At 63.9% G+C, this 24,438-nt stretch carries 19 protein-coding genes; 12 read left to right on the forward strand and 7 right to left on the reverse strand.

Annotation, left to right across the window (positions count from 1 at the left end; translation table 11 throughout):
• The first annotated feature begins 49 nt into the window (after positions 1–49).
• The 6 genes from AC0L3K_RS27235 to ybaK all read left to right on the forward strand — a co-directional run bounded on the left by AC0L3K_RS27235 (position 50) and on the right by ybaK (position 7,994).
• The gene (locus tag AC0L3K_RS27235) at positions 50–313 is read left to right on the forward strand and encodes a sulfurtransferase TusA family protein (protein ID WP_473367242.1); all 264 of its coding nucleotides are present in this window, start codon (positions 50–52) and stop codon (positions 311–313) included.
• 318 nt (positions 314–631) lie between these two features.
• Positions 632–2,287 carry an OFA family MFS transporter gene (locus tag AC0L3K_RS27240; protein ID WP_473367243.1) on the forward strand — a complete coding sequence of 552 codons (1,656 nt, stop codon included), beginning with the start codon at positions 632–634 and terminating at the stop codon, positions 2,285–2,287.
• A gap of 91 nt (positions 2,288–2,378) precedes the next feature.
• Entirely contained in the window at positions 2,379–2,666 is a 288-nt protein-coding gene (locus tag AC0L3K_RS27245) for a hypothetical protein (protein WP_473367244.1), read from the forward strand.
• 148 nt (positions 2,667–2,814) lie between these two features.
• A complete protein-coding gene (locus AC0L3K_RS27250) occupies positions 2,815–4,521 on the forward strand; it encodes an NADH-ubiquinone oxidoreductase-F iron-sulfur binding region domain-containing protein (protein WP_473367245.1) in 1,707 nt (568 codons plus the stop codon).
• Positions 4,518–7,286 carry a formate dehydrogenase subunit alpha gene (fdhF, locus tag AC0L3K_RS27255; RefSeq protein ID WP_007600675.1) on the forward strand — a complete coding sequence of 923 codons (2,769 nt, stop codon included), beginning with the start codon at positions 4,518–4,520 and terminating at the stop codon, positions 7,284–7,286. The genes AC0L3K_RS27250 and fdhF overlap by 4 nt, the downstream gene beginning before the upstream one ends.
• Positions 7,287–7,520: 234 nt before the next feature.
• A complete protein-coding gene (gene ybaK / locus AC0L3K_RS27260) occupies positions 7,521–7,994 on the forward strand; it encodes a Cys-tRNA(Pro) deacylase (protein WP_473367246.1) in 474 nt (157 codons plus the stop codon).
• Positions 7,995–8,007: 13 nt separating this feature from the next.
• Here ybaK and AC0L3K_RS27265 read toward each other — a convergent pair whose 3' ends face one another.
• Complete coding sequence (locus AC0L3K_RS27265) at positions 8,008–8,703, reverse strand: GntR family transcriptional regulator (protein WP_219685298.1); 696 nt, start codon at positions 8,701–8,703, stop codon at positions 8,008–8,010.
• A gap of 160 nt (positions 8,704–8,863) precedes the next feature.
• Between AC0L3K_RS27265 and tcuA the strand changes: the two genes are divergently transcribed.
• From tcuA to tcuB, 3 genes are read left to right on the forward strand one after another with little or no spacing between them, the layout of a single operon-like run.
• Positions 8,864–10,255: an FAD-dependent tricarballylate dehydrogenase TcuA gene (tcuA, locus tag AC0L3K_RS27270; RefSeq protein ID WP_473367247.1), complete on the forward strand. Its 1,392-nt coding sequence runs from the start codon at positions 8,864–8,866 to the stop codon at positions 10,253–10,255.
• Between the two features lie 28 nt (positions 10,256–10,283).
• Complete coding sequence (locus tag AC0L3K_RS27275) at positions 10,284–11,312, forward strand: alpha/beta hydrolase (protein ID WP_007600682.1); 1,029 nt, start codon at positions 10,284–10,286, stop codon at positions 11,310–11,312.
• A 4-nt stretch (positions 11,313–11,316) separates the two neighbouring features.
• Complete coding sequence (tcuB, locus tag AC0L3K_RS27280) at positions 11,317–12,423, forward strand: tricarballylate utilization 4Fe-4S protein TcuB (RefSeq protein WP_473367248.1); 1,107 nt, start codon at positions 11,317–11,319, stop codon at positions 12,421–12,423.
• A gap of 1 nt (position 12,424) precedes the next feature.
• On the opposite strand, the gene AC0L3K_RS27285 is transcribed toward tcuB, so the two are convergent.
• A complete protein-coding gene (locus AC0L3K_RS27285) occupies positions 12,425–13,099 on the reverse strand; it encodes an esterase/lipase family protein (protein WP_473367249.1) in 675 nt (224 codons plus the stop codon).
• Positions 13,100–13,104: 5 nt separating this feature from the next.
• The gene (locus AC0L3K_RS27290; RefSeq protein WP_473367250.1) at positions 13,105–16,509 is read right to left on the reverse strand and encodes an acyl-[ACP]--phospholipid O-acyltransferase; all 3,405 of its coding nucleotides are present in this window, start codon (positions 16,507–16,509) and stop codon (positions 13,105–13,107) included.
• Positions 16,510–17,037: 528 nt separating this feature from the next.
• Here AC0L3K_RS27290 and AC0L3K_RS27295 point away from each other — a divergent pair.
• Complete coding sequence (locus tag AC0L3K_RS27295; RefSeq protein WP_473367256.1) at positions 17,038–17,658, forward strand: TetR/AcrR family transcriptional regulator; 621 nt, start codon at positions 17,038–17,040, stop codon at positions 17,656–17,658.
• A gap of 14 nt (positions 17,659–17,672) precedes the next feature.
• On the opposite strand, the gene AC0L3K_RS27300 is transcribed toward AC0L3K_RS27295, so the two are convergent.
• The 4 genes from AC0L3K_RS27300 to AC0L3K_RS27315 form a co-directional block, all read right to left on the reverse strand.
• Positions 17,673–18,980 carry a GGDEF domain-containing protein gene (locus AC0L3K_RS27300; RefSeq protein ID WP_473367251.1) on the reverse strand — a complete coding sequence of 436 codons (1,308 nt, stop codon included), beginning with the start codon at positions 18,978–18,980 and terminating at the stop codon, positions 17,673–17,675.
• A gap of 245 nt (positions 18,981–19,225) precedes the next feature.
• Positions 19,226–20,530, reverse strand: a complete 1,305-nt coding sequence (gene pncB / locus AC0L3K_RS27305) for a nicotinate phosphoribosyltransferase (RefSeq protein ID WP_007600693.1) — start codon at positions 20,528–20,530, stop codon at positions 19,226–19,228.
• Positions 20,531–21,217: 687 nt separating this feature from the next.
• The gene (locus tag AC0L3K_RS27310) at positions 21,218–22,060 is read right to left on the reverse strand and encodes an AAA family ATPase (protein WP_007600695.1); all 843 of its coding nucleotides are present in this window, start codon (positions 22,058–22,060) and stop codon (positions 21,218–21,220) included.
• Positions 22,061–22,152: 92 nt separating this feature from the next.
• Complete coding sequence (locus AC0L3K_RS27315; protein ID WP_007600697.1) at positions 22,153–22,398, reverse strand: GlsB/YeaQ/YmgE family stress response membrane protein; 246 nt, start codon at positions 22,396–22,398, stop codon at positions 22,153–22,155.
• Positions 22,399–22,521: 123 nt separating this feature from the next.
• Between AC0L3K_RS27315 and AC0L3K_RS27320 the strand changes: the two genes are divergently transcribed.
• Both AC0L3K_RS27320 and AC0L3K_RS27325 read left to right on the forward strand, forming a co-directional pair.
• The gene (locus AC0L3K_RS27320; protein WP_007600698.1) at positions 22,522–23,697 is read left to right on the forward strand and encodes a vWA domain-containing protein; all 1,176 of its coding nucleotides are present in this window, start codon (positions 22,522–22,524) and stop codon (positions 23,695–23,697) included.
• Positions 23,698–23,821: 124 nt separating this feature from the next.
• A complete protein-coding gene (locus tag AC0L3K_RS27325) occupies positions 23,822–24,235 on the forward strand; it encodes a rhodanese-like domain-containing protein (protein ID WP_007613708.1) in 414 nt (137 codons plus the stop codon).
• The last annotated feature ends 203 nt before the right edge of the window (positions 24,236–24,438 follow it).

Genomic DNA, 24,438 nt, shown 5'->3' on the forward strand with positions numbered 1-24,438 from the left:
GCGCTGTCCTGGCGTTGACGCCATCGGCCCCTCCCGCCATGTTGCGCCGATGACCAGAACGACGCTCGATCTCACCGGACTGAAATGCCCGCTGCCCGCCCTGAAGACGCGCAAAGCGCTGAAGCCCTTGCAGCCGGGCGATCAGCTCGAAGTGCACTGCACGGATCCCCTGTCGGTGATTGACATTCCAAACCTGATCCGGGAGACCGGCGACACGGTGGAGATCACCGAGCGCAACGAGCTGCGTATCGTGTTCTTGATTGAGAAGGCCGATCGATCGATCGAAAATATCAATGGTGCGCCGCCCAATTAGCCAGCGGTCACTCGGTTGATACCTACCTTTTGTCTATCGACATCGATCGTCACTTCTGCCCCAATTGACTTGCTCCGCCGAGACGCGGAGGTCGAGTCTTGCCTGCGATATGCGGAGCAAATGGGCCATCGAAAGAAGCCCGGCCGTGGCGTCGGGCATAGCCCCCAAGGTTAGGGGTTTAACGTCTCGGATGCGCGTGACGATCCTGGCGCGCGTCGATCATTGTGCGGAGCAGCAGGGACAAAGGCTGCGCTGCAGGCTGAGGAACAGGACCGTCGTGGCAGGCCGTTCAGAAGGGCGGCTTTAGGGGAGGAATGCATGTCTACCATCGAGAGCGCGGGAACACTTTCGGGTGCCGGCGCAGGTTTTCTGGATCGCGAGCGGACCATCGCGACCGCCGGGTTCAATCGCTGGCTGGTGCCGCCGGCTGCGCTGTGCATCCATCTCTGCATCGGCATGGCCTACGGCTTCTCGGTGTTCTGGCTGCCGCTGTCGCGCGCGATCGGCGTGACCGCGCCGAAGGCGTGCGCAGACATGTCGCTGTTTCAAGAGCTGTTCACGACCAGCTGCGACTGGAAGGTCGCCAGCATGGGGTGGATGTACACGCTCTTTTTCGTGCTGCTCGGTATCGCGGCTGCGGTCTGGGGCGGCTGGCTGGAGCGCGTAGGCCCGCGCAAGGCCGGCTTCGTCTCGGCGCTGTGCTGGTGCGGCGGCCTCTTCCTCGGTGCGATCGGGGTTTACACCCATCAGCTCTGGCTGTTGTGGCTGGGTTCGGGCGTGATCGGCGGCATCGGTCTCGGCCTTGGCTATATCTCGCCGGTGTCCACGCTGGTGAAATGGTTTCCGGACCGCCGCGGCATGGCGACCGGCATGGCCATCATGGGCTTCGGCGGCGGCGCCATGATCGGCGCGCCGCTGGCGAACCTCTTGATGAACTACTTCAAGACCCCGACCTCGGTCGGCGTCTGGGAGACCTTCGTCACGATGGGCGTCATCTACTTCGTGTTCATGACGATCGGCGCGTTCCGCTATCGCTTGCCGCCGCCCGGCTGGCAGCCCGAGGGCTGGACAGCGCCGTCGAAGGCCAACGCGATGATCTCAAAGGCCAACGTCCATCTCAACGACGCGCACAAGACGCCGCAGTTCTGGCTGATCTGGTGGGTGCTGTGCCTGAACGTGTCGGCCGGCATCGGCGTGATCGGCATGGCCTCGCCGATGCTCCAGGAGATCTTCGCCGGCAAGCTGATCGGCCTGCCTAACGTCGGCTTCAACGCGCTTGATGCGGGACAGAAGGCGCAGATCGCCGCGATCGCCGCAGGCTTCGCCGGATTGCTGTCGCTGTTCAACATCGGCGGCCGCTTCTTCTGGGCATCGCTGTCGGACAAGATCGGGCGCAAGAACACCTACTATACGTTCTTCATCCTCGGCATCGCGCTTTACGCGCTGGCGCCGACTTTTGCGGCGATGGGTTCGAAGCTCCTGTTCGTGCTTGGCTTCGGCATCATCCTGTCGATGTATGGCGGCGGCTTCGCCACCGTGCCGGCCTATCTCGCCGACATGTTCGGAACCCAGTTCGTCGGCGCCATCCATGGCCGGCTGCTGACGGCGTGGTCCACCGCGGGCATCATCGGCCCCGTCGTGGTGAACTACATCCGCGAGTTCCAGCTCGCGGCGGGCGTGCCGCGCGACCAGCTCTACAACACGACCATGTACATTCTCTGCGCGATGCTGATCGCCGGTCTGATCTGCAACTACCTGATCAAGCCGGTCGATTCGAAATGGCACATGAAGGAGGCCGATGTCGCCAAGTTGCAGGCGGCAAGCGCCAGCGCCGCAGCCGCGGGGCCGCACGGCTCCTACGGCATCGGTTTTGGCGGGCTTGACGCCAAGGCGGCGCTGTTCTGGGCCTTCGTCGGCGTTCCCCTGCTTTGGGGTGTCTGGAAGACATTGGAGAGCGCGGTCAAGATCTTCTGACCGCCGTCGAGACAGAAGCGGGATGCTCATCAGGCGTCCCGCTTCGTTGGCCTTTCAGACATCATCAGGAATGGGACTTAGGGGGATTGAAATGATTCGCACCCGAATTTGTATTCGAACTTGCCTTGCGGCCGTGTTGCTCGTCGCTGGCCTTCATGCCGCATCCGCGCAGACGACGACGACGCCGGCGGCGCCTGCTGCAGCGACGGAAGCCAAGCCTGGCAAGATGAAGCTCACCATGCAGAAGTTGAAGGACATGAAGGCGAAGTGGGCGGCCAACAAGCCGAAGCTCAAGGCCTGTCGCGCCGACGTGAAATCCAAGGGCCTCGCCGGCGATGACCGCTGGTTCTACATCGAAGAGTGCATGAACAAGGGCTGAGACGGCGCACATCCCATTCGGTGCGGGGCGTGGAGGTTGTCGGGCTCCAGCTCCCTCAAATGCTTTGTAGAACATACGAATTTTCTTGGCATCTGGTATGCCAAGGGCTAGGGTTGGACCCTGTTCTGAAGAAGGCTACGACGCAGCGATGGGCCACGACGACGTTCACAAGATCAGAGAATTCGAGCATCCGGGCCAGGGACGGAAGCGCGCCAAATCCACCCCCAAGGGGCGGCAGGTCGATCCCACCGCCGCGCATGAGATCGCGCAGCTGCTCGGCGACAGGCCGCGGCGTCGCGACCTGTTGATCGAATATCTGCATCTGATCCAGGACAAGTATCGCCAGATCTCGGCCGCGCATCTCGCTGCGCTCGCCGACGAGATGAAGCTCGCGTTCGCCGAAGTGTTCGAGACCGCGACCTTTTACGCGCATTTCGACGTGGTGAAAGAAGGGGAGCCCGATATCGCACCGCTGACGATCCGCGTCTGCGATTCGCTGACCTGCGCGATGCTCGGCGGAGAGAAGCTGCTCGCCGATTTGCAGGATGCGTCCGGTCCCGGCATCCGCGTCGTGCGCGCGCCCTGCGTCGGCCGCTGCGATACGGCGCCTGCGGCGGAAGTCGGACACAACTTTGTTGACCACGCCAGGGTCGCCAATGTGATGGCGGCGGCGAAGGCAGGCGACACCCACGCGCATCTGCCCGACTATATCGGCTATGACGCCTATGTCGCCGGTGGCGGCTACAAGCTGCTCAATCGCCTGCGCTCGGGCGAGCTAGCGACCGACGACCTGCTGAAGGCACTCGACGACGCCTCGTTGCGCGGTCTCGGCGGCGCCGGCTTCCCGACGGGACGCAAATGGCGCGCAGTGCTGGGTGAACCCGGCCCGCGGCTGATGGCGATCAACGGCGACGAGGGCGAGCCCGGCACGTTCAAGGATCGCGTCTATCTCGAAAGCGATCCGCACCGCTTCCTCGAGGGCATGCTGATCGGCGCCCATGTGGTGCAGGCCTCGGATATCTACATCTACCTGCGCGACGAATATCCCGCATCACGCGAAATCCTCGAGCGTGAGATCGCGAAGCTGCCGCCGGGCGGTCCGACGCTGCACATGCGCCGCGGCGCCGGCGCCTATATCTGCGGCGAGGAATCCTCGCTGCTGGAAAGCATCGAGGGCAAGCGCGGCCTGCCCAGGCACAAGCCGCCTTATCCATTCCAGGTCGGCCTGTTCGGCCTGCCGACCTTGATCAACAATATCGAGACCTTGTGGTGGGTGCGCGATATCGTCGAGAAGGGCGCCGACTGGTGGAAGGGCCACGGCCGCCATGAGCGGCACGGCCTACGCAGCTTCTCGGTCTCGGGCCGCATCAAGAACCCCGGCATGAAACTCGCGCCTGCTGGCATCACCGTGCGCGAGCTGATCGACGAATATTGCGGTGGCATGGCCGACGGCCATCAATTCTATGCGTACCTCCCGGGTGGTGCGTCCGGCGGCATCCTGCCGGCGGCGATGGACGACATCCCGCTCGATTTCGGCACGCTTGAAAAATACGGCTGCTTCATCGGCTCTGCCGCGATCGTGATCCTGTCGCAAAAGGACAGCGTGCGCGCGGCCGCGTTGAACCTGATGAAGTTCTTCGAGGACGAGAGCTGCGGCCAGTGCACGCCGTGTCGCGTCGGAACTCAGAAGGCCGCACTGCTGATGCAGCAACCGGTCTGGAACCGCGCTCTCCTGGACGAATTGAGCCAGGCGATGCGCGATGCCTCGATCTGCGGGCTTGGACAGGCGGCATCGAATCCGCTTGCCACCGTGATTAAATATTTCCCTGACGAGTTCAAGGAAGCGGCCGAATGACGAAGATTACGTTCGAGCTCGACGGCAAGCAGGTCGAGGCCAATGCAGGCGAGACGATCTGGCAGGTCGCAAAACGCCAGGGTCGCGAGATTCCGCATCTGTGCTATTCGCCCGCGCCGGACTATCGTCCCGACGGCAATTGCCGCGCCTGCATGGTCGAGATCGAGGGCGAGCGCGTGCTCGCGGCGTCCTGCAAGCGCACGCCATCGGTCGGCATGAAGGTGAAGACGGAGAGCGCGCGCGCGGTTTCCGCGCAAAAAATGGTCATGGAGCTGCTGGTTGCCGATCAGCCGGCGCGCGAGACCTCGCACGATCCGGAGTCCAAATTCTGGCATTGGGCCGAAACCACTGGGGTCACCGAGAGCCGCTTCCCCGCCGCCGAGCGTTGGGCGACCGACGCCAGCCATCCGGCGATGCGCGTCAATCTCGATGCCTGCATCCAGTGCGGCCTCTGCGTGCGCGCTTGCCGCGAGGTCCAGGTCAACGACGTCATCGGCATGGCCTATCGCAGCCACGGCTCGAAAATCGTGTTCGATTTCGACGATCCCATGGGCGAGTCCACCTGCGTCGCCTGCGGCGAATGCGTTCAGGCCTGTCCGACCGGGGCCCTGATGCCGGCCGTAATGCTGGACGAGAAGCAGACCCGTGTCGTCTATGCCGACAAGAAGGTGGATTCGCTTTGCCCGTTCTGCGGCGTCGGCTGCCAAGTGACCTATGAGGTCAAGGACGAGAAGGTGATCTATGCCGAGGGCCGCGATGGCCCGGCCAACCGCAACCGTCTTTGCGTCAAGGGCCGCTTCGGCTTCGACTACATCCACCATCCGCATCGACTGACCAAGCCGCTGGTGCGGCTGCCGAATGCGAAGAAGGATTCCAACGACCAGGTTGATCCCGCCAATCCGTTCACGCATTTCCGCGAAGCGAGCTGGGAAGAAGCGCTCGACATCGCGGCCAGGGGCCTCGTCAAGATCCGCGACGAGAAGGGTGTGAAGGCGCTGGCCGGCTTCGGCTCGGCCAAGGGCTCGAACGAGGAGGCCTATCTGTTCCAGAAGCTGGTGCGCACCGGCTTCGGCTCCAACAACGTCGACCATTGCACCCGCCTGTGCCACGCCTCGTCGGTCGCGGCGCTGTTCGAAGGCCTGAGCTCGGGCGCCGTGTCGGCGCCGTTCTCGGCGGCGATGGACGCCGAGGTCATCATCGTAATCGGCGCCAACCCCACCGTGAACCATCCGGTCGCTGCGACTTTCATCAAGAACGCGGTCAAGCAGAACGGCGCGAAACTGTTTGTGATGGATCCGCGCCGTCAGACGCTGTCGCGTCATGCGACCAAGCATCTGCAGTTCAAGCCGGGCTCGGACGTCGCCATGCTGAACGCGATGATCCACACGATCATCACCGAAGGGCTGACCGACGATCAGTACATCGCCGGCTACACCGAGGGGTTCGAGGACCTCAAGGAGAAGATCAAGGAGTTCACGCCGGAGAAGATGGAGCCGATCTGCGGCGTCCCGGCGCAGACCCTGCGTGAGGTCGCGCGAACCTATGCACGGGCAAAATCGTCGATCATCTTCTGGGGTATGGGCATCAGCCAGCATGTCCACGGCACCGACAATGCGCGCTGCCTGATTGCGCTGGCGCTGATCACCGGCCAGGTCGGCCGGCCCGGCACCGGCCTGCATCCGCTGCGCGGCCAGAACAACGTGCAGGGCGCTTCCGATGCCGGTCTGATCCCGATGTTCCTGCCGGACTATCAGCCGGTCGGCCGCGACGACATGCGCGGTGCCTTCGAGAAGCTGTGGGGCCAGGATCTCGATCCCGTGCGCGGCCTGACCGTGGTCGAGATCATGAACGCGATCCATGCCGGCGAGATCAAGGGCATGTATATCGAGGGCGAGAACCCCGCGATGTCCGATCCCGATCTCCAGCACGCGCGCCAGGCGCTTGCCATGCTCGATCATCTCGTGGTGCAGGACCTCTTCGTCACGGAGACCGCATTCCACGCCGACGTCATCCTGCCGGCCTCGGCGTTTGCCGAAAAGGAAGGCTCCTTCACCAACACCGATCGTCGCGTGCAGCTCGCGCGCCAGGTGATCAAGCCGCCGGGCGATGCGCGGCAGGATCTCTGGATCATCCAGGAGATCGGCAAGCGCATGGGGCTGCCGTGGAATTATGCTGGTCCCGGCGAGGTCTTCACCGAGATGGCGGAGTTGATGCCGTCGCTGAAGAACATCACCTGGGAACGTCTGGTCCGCGAGGGCGCGGTCACCTATCCCGTCGACGGTCCCGACGTGCCCGGCAACGAGATCATCTTCACCACGGGATTTCCGACCGCGAGCGGCCGCGGCAAGATCGTTCCGGCCCACGTCATCCCGCCGGACGAGATTCCCGACGCCGAGTATCCGATGGTGCTCTCGACCGGCCGCGTGCTCGAGCATTGGCACACTGGCTCGATGACCCGCCGCGCGCAGGTGCTCGACCAGATCGAGCCGGAGGCGGTCGCGTTCATGTCGCCGAAGGACATGCACAGGAAGAAGCTCGCGCCGGGCGATTTCATCCGGCTCGAGACCCGCCGCGGCGCCGTCGAGGTCAAGGTCCGCTCCGACCGCGACGTGCCCGAGAACATGGTGTTCATGCCGTTCTGCTACGCGGAGGCGGCGGCCAATCTCCTGACCAACCCGGCGCTCGATCCATTCGGCAAGATCCCGGAGTTCAAGTTCTGCGCGGCGAGAGCCGAGCGCGCCGAGTTGCGGGACGCGGCCGAGTAGGCGCTCGGTGGTGTTGTGGCGGCACGACGTTGCCAACCCTCAGTGTCGTCCTGGCGAAGGCCAGGACCCATACCGCGGAATCTATCGATTTCGGGTGATAGTAGTATCGAACGACTGGTCTTCGCCAAACGCCTCCCTGGGTAATGCGTCCTGGCTTTCGCCAGGACGACTCGGGGAGAGACTGCGCCGTACTCGTCCCTTCGCTCCTCGCAGCGGCGGTGCTAGACATCGCATATGTCCAAAGCCACCCCCGCCACACGCGCCCTCACAGCCGCCAGTGTAGCCTTCTCCGTCCACTCTTACGACTACGATCCCGACGCCGAAAGCATCGGCCTCCAGGCGGCTGCCGCACTCGGCGAGGACCCCGCGCGCGTGTTGAAGACGCTGATGGCGCTGGTCGACGGCAAGCCGGTCTGCGTGATCGTCCCGTCCGATCAGGAAGTCTCGATGAAGAAGCTCGCCGCTGCTGTTAGCGGCAAGTCGGCGCAGATGATGAAGCCGCCTGAGGCCGAGCGCCTCACCGGCTACAAGGTTGGCGGTATCAGCCCGTTCGGGCAGCGGAAGCCCGTGCGCACCGTGATCGAGCAGAGCGCGCTCGCACATGACCAAGTGTACGTCAATGGCGGTCAGCGCGGACTGCAGGTGCGGCTCAGTCCAGGCGATGTGCGGGACGTGTTGAAGGCGATCGTCGCGGAACTGGTCGCCTGAGCGCGGCGTTCTGCTACTGCTTTTGCAACAGCTTCAGCCGACAGCGCAGCGCTTCGCCGATGTGTGCACGCGCAAGCTGCTCCGCTTTGCCGCCGTCGCGAACCGCGATGGCGTCGATGATGGCCTGGTGCTCGCCGTGGCTGGTCGAAGGGCGGCCCGATACGGTGAACGTAGTCGGACCGAGCAGAGCGATCCAGTCCTGCAATTCCCGCGAAGCGTTGTCGAGATAGCGGTTGCGCGCGGCGCGGCAGATCGCTTCGTGGAAGGCGCGGTTGAGCCTTGCCATTTCTCCTGCCATCTCGCCCGCGTCGGTCTCGGACGCTTCGACGAAAGCCTGCTCGATATCCCTGAGTGCATCGACCTCGGGCGCCGAGGCGTGCTCGGCGGCAAGTCGGGCGGCGGCGCCCTCCATGATCTCGCGCATCGCATAGAGTTCGAGTACCTCAGAGATGTCGAGGTTGCGTACGATCAGGCCGCGGCCGCCGGCAGGTTCGACGAACCCGCGGGCCGCAAGCCGGCCCAGAGCCTCCCGCACCGGCGTGCGGCTGACCTTCAGCCGCTGGGCGACCTCTTCCTCGCGCAGGCGGTCGCCAGCGCGATAGCTGCCGGCCTGCAGCGCCTCGCAGAGCGAGCGGAACACGGCTTCGCCGAGCGCCACGCCGCCGCCGCGCGCGATCGAGCCGCCTGCCTTTGTCGGGCGTCTTGCCATCCATCCTCGTGGGCTCGCCACGCGCATCCTGCCCATGCAGGGACGGCGCTTGCCGGACGTGTGTATATCTTTGTATACAAAGGTGCGCAATGGCCAGCCACATTGACCGGGGCCGCCGGCGGGCAGAATGTCTCCAACTTCGTCGCATCGGGCAGACGGCATGAGCGGAAAATACGATGTGCTGGTGATCGGCGGCGGCAACGCGGCACTGTGTGCGGCGATCAGCGCGCGACGCGGTGGTGCGTCGGTGCTGGTGCTCGAAGGCGCGCCAAAATTCTATCGTGGCGGCAACACGCGCCACACCCGCAACATGCGCTGCGCGCATGACGAGGCGACCGAAATCCTCACCGGCCCCTACACCGAGGAGGAGTTCTGGGAGGATCTCCTGCGCGTCACCGGCGGCCAGACCGACGAGATACTCGCCCGGCACATGATCCGCGAGTCCAAGGACATTTTGAACTGGATCGTCGAGCAGGGCGTGCGCTGGCAGCCCTCGCTTGGCGGCACGCTGAGCCTCGGTCGCACCAACTCCTTCTTTCTCGGGGGCGGCCGCGCGATGTTGAACGCACTTTATCTCACCGCCGAGAAGCTCGGCGTCGAAGTCGAATACGACGCCGAGGTCACCGACCTCGTGATCGAGGACGGCATGTTTCTCGCCGCCTGCCTCAAGCGGCCTATCAAGGGCGACACCGAGATACGCGCGACGTCACTGGTCGCCGCCGCCGGCGGGTTCGAGGCCAACATCGAATGGCTGAAGCAATATTGGGGCGAGGCCGCCGACAATTTCCTGATCCGCGGCACGCCCTATAACCGCGGCTCAATCCTGAAGATGCTGCTCGCCAAGGGCGTGCAGGAGGTCGGCGATCCCACCCAATGCCATGCGGTCGCGATCGACGCGCGCGCGCCGAAATTCGACGGTGGCATCATCACGCGCCACGACTCCGTTGTGTTCGGCATCGTCGTCAACAAGCACGCGCAGCGCTTCTATGATGAAGGTGAGGACATCTGGCCGAAGCGTTACGCGATCTGGGGCCGGCTGGTGGCCGCGCAACCCGACCAGATCGCCTACATCATATTCGATTCCACCGTGGTCACGAGCTTCATGCCGACGCTGTTCCCGCCGATCGCAGGGCAGACGATTGCCGAGCTCGCCGGCAAGCTCGAGCTCGATCCGGCCGCGCTGGAAAAGACCATCACCGAATTCAATGCCGCGGTGCGGCCCGGCACCTTCGACCACACCATTCTGGACGATTGCCGCACCGAAGGCATCACACCGCCGAAGACCCATTGGGCGCGGCGGATCGAGACGCCGCCCTACCTTGCCTATCCGGTGCGGCCCGGCATCACCTTCACTTATCTCGGCACGCGCGTGACCAGGGAGGCGCGGATGCTGATGGCTGACGGCAAGCCGTCGGCCAACATGTTCGCGGCCGGCGAGATCATGGCCGGCAACGTGCTCGGCAAGGGCTATGCCGCCGGCATAGGCATGACCATCGGCAGCGTGTTCGGGCGGATCGCAGGACGGGAAGCGGCACGCCACGCCAAGAACTAGGACGAAGAAAAGACACGAGGGAGGAACCATGTCACGCATTGCCATTGCCTCGATCGCGGCGCTGCTGATCGTCGGCCACGCCCACGCGGCCGAGCCGATCACGCTGCGAGACATGGGTTCGTTCCATGTCGGTGGGCGTCTTGTCGAAATCTCCGGTAAGCCGGTGAGGGAGGTCGTGTTCGCGCCCGGCGGAGTGCCGGCCAAGGTCGATCCCAACGGCACGTATCAGGTCGAGCAGATGTACGTGCAGTATTTCCTGCCGGCAAACGAGAAGGGTGCCTATCCTTTGCTGATGTGGCACGGCGGCGGATTGACCGGCGTCACCTACGAGACCACGCCTGACGGACGCGAAGGCTGGCTGAATTATTTTCTGCGCAAGGGGTGGGCGGTCTATAACTCCGACGCGGTAGAGCGCGGACGCGCGGGCTGGGCGCAGTACCCCGATATTTTCAAGAGCGAGCCGGTCTTCCTGACCACGGCCAATCCGTTCGAGCGTTTCCGCATCGGCGATGGACCGAACTCCTACGATCCCGATCCCGCCAAGCGAAAATTGTTGCCGGGCAACCAATTCCCCGTCGAGGGTTACGAGAATTTCGTCAAGCAGAACGTGCCCCGCTGGACCACGACCGACGATGCGACCATCGCCGCCTATATCGCCGAGATCGATCGCGTCGGCCCCTCGGTGCTGCTGTTCCACAGCCAAGCCGGCACCTTCGGCTTCAAGGTCGCGCAAGCCCGCCCCGACAAGGTGAAGGCGCTGATTGCGATCGAGCCGGCCGGCATCGGCGATCCCGCCAAAGCGGATGTGCTGAAGAACATTCCGACCCTCATCATCTACGGCGACTATATCGAGCGCGATTCGCGCTGGCCCAAGATCCGCGCCAACGGCATCGCCTTTGCGGACGCCGTCAAGGCGGCCGGGGGCAGCGTCGGCATCGTCGATCTCCCGCAGGCCGGCATCAAGGGCAATTCGCATATGGTGATGATGGACAAGAACAACCTCGAGGTCGCAGCCCTGATCCAGAAATGGCTCGAGAGCAAAGGCCTGACGAAGTAAAGCCATGCACGGAACCAAAATTCTGGACGAAGCCGACCGCCTGATGACGGTCTGCAATTCCTGCCGTTACTGCGAGGGTCTTTGCGCGGTATTTCCCGCCATGGAGATGCGTCGCGCCTTTTCCGACGGCGACCTCAATTATCTCGCCAATCTCTGCCATGGCTGCGGCGCCTGCTACGTCGACTGCCAGTTCTCGCCGCCGCACGAATTCAACGTCAACGTTCCGCAGACGCTGGCGATCGCGCGCGCGGAATCCTACGCGGCCTATGCCTGGCCGCAGGCGCTGTCCGGTGTCTTCGCGCGTAACGGTCTCGTCATCAGCATCGTCGCCGCGCTCAGCATGGCCGCCTTCATCCTCGGCTTCGCGGCCCTGAACGACCGCACCGTGCTGTTCGGCGTGCACACCGGCCCCGGCGCTTTCTACAAGTTGATGCCGCACAACGCGATGGCGGCGTTGTTCAGCGCGGCCTTCCTTTATGCGATCTTCGCGCTGGTGATGAGCGTGCGCGCGTTCTGGCGGGATATCGGTCCACCGATCGGCGGCCGTGCGGACGGTGGCTCGATCTTTCAGGCGATGCGGGACGCTGGTGAGTTGCGCTATCTCCATGGTGGCGGCGTCGGCTGCTACAATGAGGATGACAAGCCGACCGACCGGCGCAAGCTTTTCCATCACCTGACCTTCTACGGCTTCCTGCTCTGCTTCGCCGCGACCTCGGTCGCCACGCTGTATCACTATCTGCTCGGGCGCGAGGCGCCGTATCCGTGGTGGGATCTGCCGGTGGTGCTCGGCACGCTCGGTGGCATCGGTCTGATCATCGGGCCGATCGGCCTGTTCGTCGCCAAGATGCGGCGCGATCCGGCGCTGCTCGACGAGCAGCGCTATGGCATGGATGTCGGCTTTATCGCCATGTTATTCCTCACCGGCTTCATCGGCATGCTGCTTCTGATTCTGCGCGAGACTGCAGCCATGGGGCCGCTGCTGGCGCTGCATTTGGGTGCAGTGTTCGCGCTGTTCGTCACCATGCCGTACGGCAAGTTCGTGCACGGCATCTATCGCTTTGCGGCACTGGTGCGTTACGCGCAGGAGCGACGCAGCGATGCCGGTTCTTGATTCAGATGGTGCGGAAGCGGCCATCGCGCAGGAAAGCGATGGTCTGTTCGATGGCGGCGGCGTGACGCGGAAGTCCGGTATGGGACGCCTTCACGACGATATGGTCGGCCATGCCGGCGACCATCGCGCTTTGCACTGAGACCCGTCCGTCATTTGGCTTCGGCAGAACCAAGAGGCCGGCGACGGGATCGATGAAGCGGTTTCCCGCGATCACGCCGACGGGATAGTCCGCCGCGGGCAGGACGTCAGACCGGCGCGTGGACGTGGTGGTGAGCTCGAGTCTGGCGGGTCCGTAGAATGCGCTGTAGAGGCGATATCCGCTCAGGAGATCGGCGACCTCGCTGCCGCCGTTTGGCGTGCCCAGCATCACCACGCCGGCAAGCCGGTCCGGACGATATTTCGCGATATAGGCGCGCGTCACCAGACCGCCCATCGAATGCGCGACGAAATGCAGCGGCGCCTCACGCTCGGCGAAGCGGGCGACTTCCAGGTGAATATCGTCCGCGAGCGCCGTGATCGTCTTGCGGCGGCTGGCATAGTCGATGTTGAGCGTTGCAAAGCCGCTGGCCCGGAGCGCCCGTTCCAGTCTGATCAGGGACGCCGAGGTGCGCGCGATGCCGTGAAGCAGAACCACTCCAGGGCATCGCGCCTCGCTTGATTGAGACGCCTCGTGCATCTCTCTTACGCCACCTCGCGCTCCGGCGCGGATGCCTGCTCGCGGGCCATCGTCGTTGCGGTGACGTAGTCGGTCTTGCCGGTGCCGAGCAATGGCACCTTGTCGACCACCATGATCGCTGCGGGAACGGTCAGCTCGGACGCGCCGATCGTCTTTGCGTGGCCCTGCATGGCGCTACGCTCGGCGTTCTTTTCCGTCGTCAGCAGCACGATGCGCTCGCCCTTGCGCGGGTCCGGGATCGACACCGCGACCGATGCGGCCTGCGGCCACAGCGTCGTCGCGATGTTCTCGACCGCCGACAGCGAGACCATTTCGCCGGCGATCTTGGCAAAGCGCTTGGCGCGTCCCTTGATGGTGATGAAGCCGGCCGGGTCGATCGCGACGATGTCGCCGGTGTCGTGCCAACCCTCGGCGAGCGGTTCGAGAACGCCCGGATTTTCGGCCCGCAAGTATCCGAGCATCACGTTCGGTCCGCGCACCGACAGGCGTCCACCTTCCTCGATGCCGGGGACGGGGTCGAGGCGGCTTTCCATCAGCGGCGACAGGCGGCCGACCGTGCCGGGACGATTGGCCATGGGCGTGTTCATCGCCAGCACCGGCGCGGTCTCGGTGACGCCATAGCCTTCGAGGATGCGGATGCCGTAACGCTCCATGAAGACCTGCCGGGTGCGATCCTTGACCGCCTCGGCGCCGGCGATCACCAGACGCAGGGTGCGGAAGTCGTAGGCATGGGCCGAGCGTGCATAGCCGGTGAGGAACGTGTCGGTGCCGAACAGGATCGTGGCGCCGGTCTGGTAGATCAGCTCGGGAACGATCCGGTAGTGCAGCGGCGAGGGGTACATGTAGATCGGAATGCCCGCGAGCAGCGGCATCACCATTCCGCCGGTCAGCCCGAAAGAATGGAACACCGGCAGCACGTTGAACACCTTGTCATTGGCGTTGGCATCGACCCGCGCCAGCGCCTGTGCGGCGTTGGCAAGGATATTGCGGTGGGACAGCACCACTCCCTTCGGCGTGCCTTCCGAGCCCGACGTGAACAGCACGACGGCCGGATCGCCCGCCTGGCGGACGACGCGCGGCGTGGTACCGGCGAGCAGGCCCTTGATCTTGTCGGCCGTGCCGATCGAAGCACGGACGTCCTCGAGATAGACCATTCGGGCCTCTGCGGAGATCGCGGCCATCAACTTGTCGAGCTTGCCCTTCTCGATGAAGGCTTTCGACGTCAGCACGGTCTTGACCTGCGCGGCTTTCATGGCGGCGAGCACGTTGACCGGGCCGGCCGAGAAGTTCAGCATCGCCGGCACCCGGCCGATATTCTGCAGCGCCATGAAGACGACGGCGACTCCTGCGGAATTCGGCAGCAGCACGCCGACATTCTCACCGACAGCGGTGCCGTTCTCCAGCTTGCGGCTCAAGACCTGGGCGCCCAGGATCAGCTTGCGATAGGTCAGCTTGGTGCCGAGCGCGTCCTCGACGATGACCTTGCCGGTGTCGCGGTCGCGATAGGCGTGTCCGAGCGCTTCGAAGAGAGTGTGATCGAGCATGGCGTTCTTCACCATGGCGTCGATCATCACGTCCTGAAGTGCTGCGCCCGCGGCATTGCGGCGCGTCTTGCCCTTGAGCGACGGATCGACCGGCAGCTTAACCGGCGGCAGGATGGTGACGGTCACCCGCGGAAACCACGTGCGCTTGATCTGGCTGCCGTTGAGATAGCTGAGATGCGAGCGTTGGGCGCCTTCGATGCGGATCGGGACGACGACCGCGTCGGCCTTGTCCGCGATCATCGCGGTGCCGTCATAGACCTTCATCAGCGAGCCGGAGACGGTGATGCGTCCCTCCGGGAAGATCACCACCGGCTCTCCGGCGGCGACGAGCTTGATGAGGTCGCGCGCGGCCAGCGGCTTGCTGGGGTCCATGGTGTAGTGCTTGACCACCCGCAGGAACGGCTTGGCCCACCAGGCCTTGGCGATGCCGGTATCAACCGCGAAGCTCGCGTCGATCGGCAGCACGGCGTGCAGCAGCGGGCCGTCGATCAGGCTGACATGGTTGGGCGCGATCAGCATGCGCGTGCCAGCAGGCGGCAGGTTCTCCAGCCCGCGGACCTCGGTGCGGAACAGCGCGCGGAACAGCAGCCCGCCAAAGTCGCGAACGCCTTCCTTGCCCCACTTCGTCAGCACGAACCAGACTGCGCCGAAGCTGGCGACGCCGAGGCCGAAGAAAATCCAGCCGATGTGCAATCCGCCGGCCTGCAACAGCGCGACGAACAGCGAGCCGGCTACCATGAAGGCGGCCTGCAGCACGTTTCCGGCGGCGATGATGCGGGCGCGCTCGGAGGGGGCGGACCAGGCCTGGACGGCGGCGAAGGAAGGCACGACGAACAGCCCGCCGCCGAATGCGAAGGCGACGAAATCGACCAGCATGCGCAGGCCCGCGAACGAGGTCGCGAAGTCGGCGGCGGTGATGTCCTGGCCCTTGGCGGTCACGCCGATCGCCCAGGCGAGGTCGAGGCCGGCAAACCCCATCATGATGGCGCCGATCGGCACCAGCGCGAGGTTCGGGCGAACATGGCTCAGATTCGCGGCGAACAGCGAGCCGATGGCAATGCCGATTGCGAAGATCGCGAGACACAACGTCACCACGCCCTCGGTGCCACCGATGACCTCCTTGACCAGCGCCGGCAGCAGCGAGAGCACGATGGCGCCCACCAGCCAGAACCAGGAGACGATCACGGTGCCGTCCCACAGCCGGTGGTCGGCGTGCAAGGTCTTCAACAGGCCGAGCGTCGAGGTCCAGGGATTGCCGTTGACCGGCAGATCGGGTGCGGACGGCGTCGTCGCGGGAATGCGGGAGGCGAAGGCCCAGGACAGCAGGGCCAGCACGACCACGGCCGATGCGACCCAGCCCATATGCGCGGAGCCGGCCACGAACTGGCCGCCGGCAACGGTGCCGAGCAGGATGGCCATGAAGGTCGCGCCTTCGACCAGCGCGTTGCCGGTCGCGAGCTCGCCGAGCTCGAGCTGGTCCGGCAGCATCGCGTATTTCACGGGACCGAACAGCGCGGCGATGACGCCGAACAGTGCGAGCGCTGCGAACAGCAGCGGCACCGAGTGCAGGAAGAAACCGGCCGCGGCAAAGCCCGCGGCAAAGATCTCGGCGAATTTGAGCCGCCTTGCGACGACGGATTTGACATATTTGTCGGCGAGCTGGCCGCCGAGCCCGGACAGGATGAAGTAGGGGAAGATGAAGACGGCGCCCGCGACCGTCACCAGCGCATCTCCGTGGCCGGTCGCGGCACTGTAAAGCAGGATGATGACGAGTGCGTTCTTGAGCACGTTGTCGTTCAGCGCCGAGAAGAATTGCGCCCAGAACAGCGGCGCGAAGCGGCGTGACGACATCAAATCCCTGATCATGACTAGTCCTGTTTTGGAAACGCTGTCTGAGGTTGTTTCATTGTCCGATGGGCGTCGGGACCGGAGGAGATGCGACGGGCATTTGCGGGTTGACGACGATCGTCCCCGGCCTGCTCTTTGCCTTCCGATCCTGTTGGTCTCCGCGTGGCGACATTTGGTTCGCAAATGGTTGGTCGCGGCTCTATCACGCTCCGGCAAGGAGGCGTGCGCGCCTCAGGTGAGATGGGCGAGGCGGCGAAAGGGCGAGAGGCGGCCGAGCAGGTTAAAGCGGCGGCCCTCATGACGAACGCGGCGGTTGGCCCGCCACATCCGGAAGGTCGCGCGGCGCTCAGTCAGGACGCCTGCAATGTCGCAGGCATTTGCGATGCGATCGATCGGCCCCATTGCGAGCCGCAGGAGCGCGCGGCCAAATCCGGTCACGAGAGCTGTGGCGTCATCGACGAAGGTGAAGGCGATATCAACAGCGAGGGTTTGCATTTTGAAGGTCTCCGGGCTAACTTGAACATTGTTCAGATGAGTAGCCCGAAAATGAACAATGTTCAAGACGAATCGTTGCGAGACCGCAAAAAAACTCGACGGCGGCAGCAGATCGTGGAGATCGCTCGCAGCATTATTGCCACTAAAGGGCTGAAATCGTTGAAAGTCCGGGACGTCGCTGACGCCGCCGGCTGCTCGGTTGGAAGTGTCTATAACGAGTTCGGCGACTTCGACGGCGTAATCCTGACCGTGAATCGGGAGACCGTTAATGTCCTAACGGTGCGGCTGGGCCAAGTTCCAGCCGAGGATCCGGTTCGCCAGCTCTATGGGCTGGCTGCGACCTACCTCGAATTCTTCGCGGAGCACGCCAATCTGCTGCGCTCGCTGTTCGAACATCGGATGGAGGACGACCGCCCTTACCCCGATGACATCCTTCAGATGGTGATGGAGGCCTTCGCGCTGATGCATGCGCCCCTGGTGCGGCTGCTTCCGAAGGCAGACGACGTGCAGATCGCGCTGCTGTCACGCACCCTGTTTTCCGCCGTGCACGGGATCATCTCGCTCGGCCTCGAAGAGCGCATGGTGGCCGTACCGCCGCAGATGCTGCGCCAGCAGGTCGAACAATTTCTGGATGCGCATCTCGCGGGGCTCGGGATTCTGCCAATGCGATAACGTGCTGAGCGCTGCTATGCGCTGGCGGCCTTGCGCTGCCGCGAGGTGACGACGACGACGTCCGTCGTCCCGTTGTCGACCTGAACACGGTTGCGTCCGTTCTCCTTGGCGCGATAGCAGGCGGCATCCGCGCGCCGCATCGCGTCCTCGAGCGTGGCGTTGCCGTCGGTGATGCAGGCAACGCCGATGCTGGCCGTCACTGCAAAGCAACGATCGTCCCAGGCGAAGACGGATAGCTCGAGCGACCGGCGCAGCCGTTCGGCGATATCCACGGCGTCGTACGGCGTGCATCGGGGAAGGATTAAGCCGAATTCGTCACCGCCGAGCCGGGCCACCAGGTCATGCGACCGCCGCTCCTGTAGCAGGAGGCGCGAAATCTGGCGGAGCAGACGGTCGCCGGCGAGGTGACCGCAACTGTCGTTGACGTCCTTGAACTGGTCGAGATCGAGCAGGATCAGGCCCACCGAACCCGCCGCGGTGTCGTCCAACTCGCTTTGCAGGCGGGCCTCGAAGGCGCGACGGTTGGACAGGCCGGTCAGCCAGTCGTGCGACGCCTGCCAGGCCAGGCGCTCTTTCTCGGCATGCAGGGCATCCTCGAACGCCTGTCGTTGCAGCACCAATCGCCGCGTGTGCCAGATCAGGAGCAGGATCAGCGTCGCGGCTGTGACGATATTGACGCCAGTCAGCGTCATCTTGATGGCGCGCGAGCCTTCACCGAGAACGGTGGAGAACCGGTTGGCGTGCACCGTGAACTGAGTGTTGAGCTCCGACAGCCGCGACGACAACAATTGCCGGCGCTTGCCGTCCTGAACCGGCCCGTTCTTCGACTCTGACCGGATGACCTCGCCGAACACGCTCAGCTCCAGCAGCATGGGGTCGGTGGCGGCCCACTCGCGGATCGCTTCCTTGAGAAAGCTGACCTGTTTGAAGTAGCGAAACAGCCAAATCAGTCCCGGCACGTCATCGGGATGGTTGCCGCCTTGCAGGAAGCCGATGCGGGCGGCCTCGACGTCGACCGGATCGCGCTCGAGTGCCCAGCGCGCGAACTCGTCGCCGATGGGAACGGCCAGCGAGGTCTGATATTGCGCAAACTGGCTGGCGTCGCCCGAATGCAGATAGAGATTGAGGAAATAGACGGCGTTCTTCTGCGAGCGCGACCATAGCGCTTCGCCCGCGACATAGGCGCGGACCGAGGACATAACCTCCAGGCTGAATCCGGCGATCGCCGCCTGCAGCAGAACGACCGTGACGAAAGGCGAGACGAGTTTGACGACGTGAAGGAAGTTGCGTCCCTTCGTTGACGGCGCTGTTCTGCGAAACACGTTGCGTTTCCCCAAGTCGCTCAACGACCCCAGCGGAGCGATCCGCTCATAACGCGGATTACGCGCGAAAGGTGCTTAACTCGACTTGAAAATGCCGGGAGACTGCGTCGCAGGGTGAAGGCGTTGTGAAGCGGATGCTGGCAGATCGTTGCAAATGCCGTCGAACCGGAACTGACGCGACATCGGCGAGCCGATGTCGCGCATTCGCCCCAAGTGGTTTACCCGATGGAGAGATTGCCCTGCCGCTAGACCAGCACCGGCTTGCGCACGCGGCCGGCGTCGCCGAAGACGCGCAAATAGCGCTCGATCTCCGAAGGCAGGCCGGTCGCCTTCTCGGGATTGTCGGAGAGCTTGACGGCCGGATGTCCGTCGACCGATGACACCTTGCAGACCAGCGAAATCGGATCGAGATTGAACGATCCGTCCGGCGTGCAGCCGACGAAATCATTGGTGAGATTGGTGCCCCAGCCGAACGAGAGCCGCACCCGGCCGGTGAAGTGGTGGTAGGTCTCCTCGATCGAGCCAACGTCCATCGCGTCGGAGAACACCAGCAGCTTGTCCCTGGGATTGCGGCCCTTCTGCTCCCACCATTTGATGATCTCCTCGCCGGCCTGGATCGGCGGCGCGCTGTCGGGGCGGAAGCCGGTCCAGTCTGCAACCCATTCCGGCGCATCGCGCAGGAACGCCTTGGTGCCAAAAGCGTCGGGCAGCGCGATCAGGAGGTTGCCGCCATAGGTCTGGCGCCACTGGTCGAGGATGCGATAGGGCGCCCAGCGCAATTCCTCGTCGTCCTTGGCGAGCGCCGCGGCGACCATCGGCAGTTCATGGGCATTGGTGCCGATGGCTTCGAGATCATTGTCCATCGCGAGCAGCACGTTGGAGGTGCCGATGAAGGACGGGCCCAGGCCTTCCTTCACGGCCTCCACGCACCAGCGCTGCCAAAGGAAGCCATGGCGGCGACGGGTGCCGAAATCGGAGAGCCGCAAGCCATCCAGTTTGCGCAGCCGCTCCACCTTGGTCCAAAGCTTGGCCTTGGCGCGGGCATAGAGCACGTCGAGCTCGAAGCGGCCGCGGCCCTTCATCGCTGCGCGCGAGCGCAATTCGTTGAGAATGGCGAGCGCAGGAATCTCCCACATCGTGGTATGGCTCCACGGCCCGTGGAAGTGCAGCTCGTACTGGCCTTCGACCTTGCGCAGCTCGTATTCGGGCAGCCGGAATTCGGCGAGCCAGCGGATGAAGTCCGCCGAGAACATGTGGGTCTTGCCATAGAAAGTGTTACCGGCAAGCCAGATCAGCTCTTTCTTGGTGAAGCGGATGGTGCGGGCGTGGTCGAGCTGGGCGCGCAGCTCGCCCTCGTCGATGATTTCGGCGAGCCGCACATGGCGCGATCGGTTGATGACCGAGAATGTCACCTGCTGATGCGGGTAAGATTCCCGAATCATTTGCAACATCAATAGTTTGTAGAAGTCGGTATCAAGCAGGCTGCGGATGATGGGATCCAGCCGCCAGCTGTGATTATAGGTTCGGCTCGCAATGTCGGTCACTGTCATGGGGGAATTCTAGCGTGGCTCCCGGTGCGCAACCAGTGGATTTGGCGAAGGGCAGGTCACCGCCGAGCATCCGGTTGCGCGAGGGCGGCTCGAAATCGCCCAGAGATCCCGTTCGCGTACCGGTCTGCGGATGGCCGGGTGGCCTACCTGGCCTCGGACCTCCCGCGAGCGTGACGCGGGGGCCGTGCCGATCGTTGCCCGTGTTGAGCGTATTCGCGATTGGAACGAGGAGAGAAAGGACCGACGGCGTTACCGAGAACAGGTTCGACGAACTGGTCGCCGACCGTTGCCGGCCGAGGAGCAGGGCGGCGTCGCCGGCATATCGAACGACCATTTGCCGGCAAATGGGAACGGGCCTTCGACACCGATGAGTGGTCCGGCGCCAAGGAAGCTCGCGCGCGTATCGCGCAATGTCGAGAGCGTTGTGGAAAAGCTGGTGATCGCCGGAAAGCCAGGCAACGCAACACCAGTGCTCGTCGCAGCCCGGACGTCCGAGCTTGAGCTCCGGGTGACGAATTCGGCAACGCGAAGGCTTGCGGCATATGCCCGCGACGGATTTCTGGCCCGTTGCGAAACAGCAGCGATCGCCAGGACTACGGAATTGTCCTGCTGTGATCGGGCCCCCGGTCCAGGCAGGTTCGCTCGTCGCGCGTTCGCCTTGCGATTGCGAGCGTGCAGAGCCGTTGTCTACACTTCCCGTCGGCTCAGAAACGCCAGCCGCTCGAACAGATGCACGTCCTGCTCGTTCTTGAGCAGCGCACCGTGCAGCGGCGGGATCAGCTTGCGCGGATCGCGTTCGCGCAACTGCTCGACGCTCATGTCTTCGTTGAGCAGCAGCTTGAGCCAGTCGAGCAGCTCCGAGGTCGACGGCTTCTTCTTCAACCCGGGCACTTCGCGGACCTCGAAGAAGATGCGCAGGGCTTCCTCGACCAGCCGCTTCTTGATGCCGGGGAAGTGGACATCGACGATCCGGGTCATGGTATCGGCATCGGGGAACTTGATGTAGTGGAAGAAGCAGCGGCGCAGGAACGCGTCCGGCAGCTCCTTCTCGTTGTTGGAGGTGATCATCATGATCGGGCGCTGCTTGGCCTTGATCGTCTCGCCGGTCTCGTAGACATGGAATTCCATGCGGTCGAGCTCGAGCAAGAGATCGTTCGGGAATTCGATATCGGCCTTGTCGATCTCGTCGATCAGCAGCACCGGGCGCTGCTCGGCGGTGAAGGCATCCCACAGCTTGCCGCGCTTGATGTAGTTCTTGATGTCGGACACGCGCGCATCGCCGAGTTGGCTGTCGCGCAGGCGCGACACCGCGTCGTATTCGTAGAGGCCTTGCTGTGCCTTGGTGGTGGACTTGATGTGCCAGGTCAGAAGCGGGGCGTTCAGCGCCTTCGCCACTTCCTCCGCCAGCACCGTCTTGCCGGTGCCGGGCTCGCCCTTGATGAGCAGCGGGCGCTCCAGCACGATCGAGGCATTGACCGCGACCTTGAGATCGTCGGTCGCAACATAGTCCTTGGTGCCGGTAAATTTCATCGCGCGTCCTTGTTGGTCGTCGTCCCGGCATTGCCCCGGTCGCGACATGGGAACGGCCGCGCGTGGCGGCCGTTCCTGGTTCGGTCAGGCTTTCAGACCCGTTTTATCAGCGAAAGGATGACGAGCACAATCACCGCGCCGATCGTGGCATCCACGATGGCTCCGACCGTGCCCGTTGCGAGCTGGATGTGCAGCTGAGGCAGAATCCAGCCGGCCACGAGTGCACCGATGATGCCGACGACGATGTTGCCGATCAGCCCAAATCCCGCCCCGTGGACAATCTTGCCGGCAAGCCAGCCTGCGATCGCGCCAATGATGAGCGCTGCGAGAATTCCCATTGCAAACGTCCCCAAAACAACCCCGTGAGACCGCCAATTCTAGAGCAAAAAGCCTCCCGGTCCAGCGCAGAGCAGTGGCCTCCGCCCCTTGACGTTCGCCCCCCGACGGGCAATCTGTCACCCATGTTCCTGCAATTCTTCACTTCTCTGCGCGATGCGCAGGTCCCCGTGACGCTGCGCGAATACCTCACGCTGATGGAGGCGCTCGATGCTGATCTGTCGGACTATTCGGTCGAGAATTTCTATTATCTGTCGCGCACCTCGCTGGTGAAGGACGAGCGCAACCTCGACAAGTTCGATCGCGTCTTCGGCACCGTGTTCAAGGGACTGGAAAGCCTGCTCGACGCCATGGAGGGGGCCGAGATCCCCGAGGAATGGCTGAAGAAGCTCGCCGAGAAATACCTGACCGACGACGAGAAGAAGCAGATCGAGGCCATGGGCTGGGACAAGCTCATGGAGACCCTGAAGAAGCGCCTCGAGGAGCAGAAGGGCCGCCATCAGGGCGGCTCGAAATGGATCGGCACGGCGGGCACCTCGCCGTTCGGCGCCCATGGCTACAATCCCGAAGGCATACGCATCGGCCAGCACAAGAACCGCAACAACCGCGCCGTGAAGGTGTGGGACAAGCGCGAGTTCAAAGACCTCGACGGCAATGTCGAGCTCGGCATCCGCAACATCAAGGTGGCGCTGCGGCGCCTGCGCAAATTCGCGCGCACCGGCGCGCCTGATGAACTCGACCTCGACACCACCATCCGCGAAACGGCCAATCACGGCTATCTCGACGTGCACATGCGGCCCGAGCGCCGCAACGCGGTGAAGCTGCTGGTGTTCTTCGACATCGGCGGCTCGATGGACGCGCATATCGAGCAGGTGGAGGAGTTGTTCTCGGCGGCGAAGAGCGAGTTCAAGCACATGGAATATTTCTACTTCCACAACTGCCTCTATGAAGGCGTGTGGAAGCAGAACAAGCGCCGCTTCACCGACCGCACCCCGACCTGGGACGTGCTGCACAAATACCCGCACGACTACAAGATCGTGTTCGTCGGTGACGCCTCGATGTCGCCTTACGAGATCATGGTACCCGGCGGCTCGGTCGAGCACGTCAACGAGGAGCCCGGCTCGGTCTGGCTCGACCGCATCATCCGCACCTATCCGCATGCGGTGTGGCTCAACCCTGTGCAGCAGAAGCATTGGGACTATTCGGAATCCACCACCATCATCAAACGCATCTTCGCCAACCGCATGTATCCGATCACGATCGAGGGGCTCGAGGGTGCGATGAAGGAATTGACGCACTAGCTGTTGCCATTCCGGGGCTCGCGCAGCGAGAACCCGGAATCCATCGGGCCGCAGCACGTGTAGACAAATGGATTCCGGGCTCGTGCTGCGCACGCCCCGGAATGACAACAAGAGGGAGAGCCACATGCCCCAGACCATCACCCGCGGCATCAAGGCGCTGATCGACGAGGCCAATGCCGAGATCGAGACGCTCACCGCCAAGGACGCCATCGAGATCTCGAAGAACGGCGACGTCGTTATCGTCGATATCCGCGATCCCCGCGAGATCGAGCGCGACGGCCGCATCCCCGGCGCGTTCGCCTGCACCCGTGGCATGCTCGAATTCTGGATCGATCCGCAGAGCCCTTATGCCAAGCCGGTGTTCCAGGAGGACAAGAAGTTCGTCTTCCATTGCGCCGGCGGCCTGCGCTCCGCGCTCGCCGCCAAGACCGCGCAGGACATGGGCCTCAAGCCCGTCGCCCACATCGCCGGCGGCTACGCCGCCTGGCGCGACGCCGGCGGGCCGGTGGAGCAATGGGAGCCGAAGAAGAAGGGGTGAGGGTCCTGCGCTGCCGCTCCAATTTTCGGCGTCATTCCCCGAAGGCGGGGAATCCAGTACGCCGCGGCCTATCGATTGAAGCACAATCGTCTCGGCGTACTGGATCGCCCGTTCCTAGTGCGCAATTGCGCACTGGCCGGGCGATGACAGCGGAATTTGCCGCGCGCCGTATCAAACTCTCTCGCGCTGCGCGCGCACCGTAA

Source organism: Bradyrhizobium sp. MI1.10 (assembly GCF_055811035.1).

Excerpts from the sequence above, each read along its gene's own strand:
- AC0L3K_RS27285 (WP_473367249.1), bottom strand. The coding sequence starts at position 13,099 with ATGCACGAGGCGTCTCAATCAAGCGAGGCGCGATGCCCTGGAGTGGTT.
- tcuB (WP_473367248.1), top strand. The coding sequence starts at position 11,317 with ATGCACGGAACCAAAATTCTGGACGAAGCCGACCGCCTGATGACGGTC.
- AC0L3K_RS27265 (WP_219685298.1), bottom strand. The coding sequence starts at position 8,703 with ATGGCAAGACGCCCGACAAAGGCAGGCGGCTCGATCGCGCGCGGCGGC.
- AC0L3K_RS27240 (WP_473367243.1), top strand. The coding sequence starts at position 632 with ATGTCTACCATCGAGAGCGCGGGAACACTTTCGGGTGCCGGCGCAGGT.
- AC0L3K_RS27245 (WP_473367244.1), top strand. The coding sequence starts at position 2,379 with ATGATTCGCACCCGAATTTGTATTCGAACTTGCCTTGCGGCCGTGTTG.
- fdhF (WP_007600675.1), top strand. The coding sequence starts at position 4,518 with ATGACGAAGATTACGTTCGAGCTCGACGGCAAGCAGGTCGAGGCCAAT.
- AC0L3K_RS27235 (WP_473367242.1), top strand. The coding sequence starts at position 50 with ATGACCAGAACGACGCTCGATCTCACCGGACTGAAATGCCCGCTGCCC.
- AC0L3K_RS27325 (WP_007613708.1), top strand. The coding sequence starts at position 23,822 with ATGCCCCAGACCATCACCCGCGGCATCAAGGCGCTGATCGACGAGGCC.
- ybaK (WP_473367246.1), top strand. The coding sequence starts at position 7,521 with ATGTCCAAAGCCACCCCCGCCACACGCGCCCTCACAGCCGCCAGTGTA.
- AC0L3K_RS27295 (WP_473367256.1), top strand. The coding sequence starts at position 17,038 with ATGAACAATGTTCAAGACGAATCGTTGCGAGACCGCAAAAAAACTCGA.
- pncB (WP_007600693.1), bottom strand. The coding sequence starts at position 20,530 with ATGACAGTGACCGACATTGCGAGCCGAACCTATAATCACAGCTGGCGG.
- AC0L3K_RS27250 (WP_473367245.1), top strand. The coding sequence starts at position 2,815 with ATGGGCCACGACGACGTTCACAAGATCAGAGAATTCGAGCATCCGGGC.
- AC0L3K_RS27315 (WP_007600697.1), bottom strand. The coding sequence starts at position 22,398 with ATGGGAATTCTCGCAGCGCTCATCATTGGCGCGATCGCAGGCTGGCTT.
- tcuA (WP_473367247.1), top strand. The coding sequence starts at position 8,864 with ATGAGCGGAAAATACGATGTGCTGGTGATCGGCGGCGGCAACGCGGCA.
- AC0L3K_RS27275 (WP_007600682.1), top strand. The coding sequence starts at position 10,284 with ATGTCACGCATTGCCATTGCCTCGATCGCGGCGCTGCTGATCGTCGGC.
- AC0L3K_RS27320 (WP_007600698.1), top strand. The coding sequence starts at position 22,522 with ATGTTCCTGCAATTCTTCACTTCTCTGCGCGATGCGCAGGTCCCCGTG.
- AC0L3K_RS27310 (WP_007600695.1), bottom strand. The coding sequence starts at position 22,060 with ATGAAATTTACCGGCACCAAGGACTATGTTGCGACCGACGATCTCAAG.
- AC0L3K_RS27290 (WP_473367250.1), bottom strand. The coding sequence starts at position 16,509 with ATGATCAGGGATTTGATGTCGTCACGCCGCTTCGCGCCGCTGTTCTGG.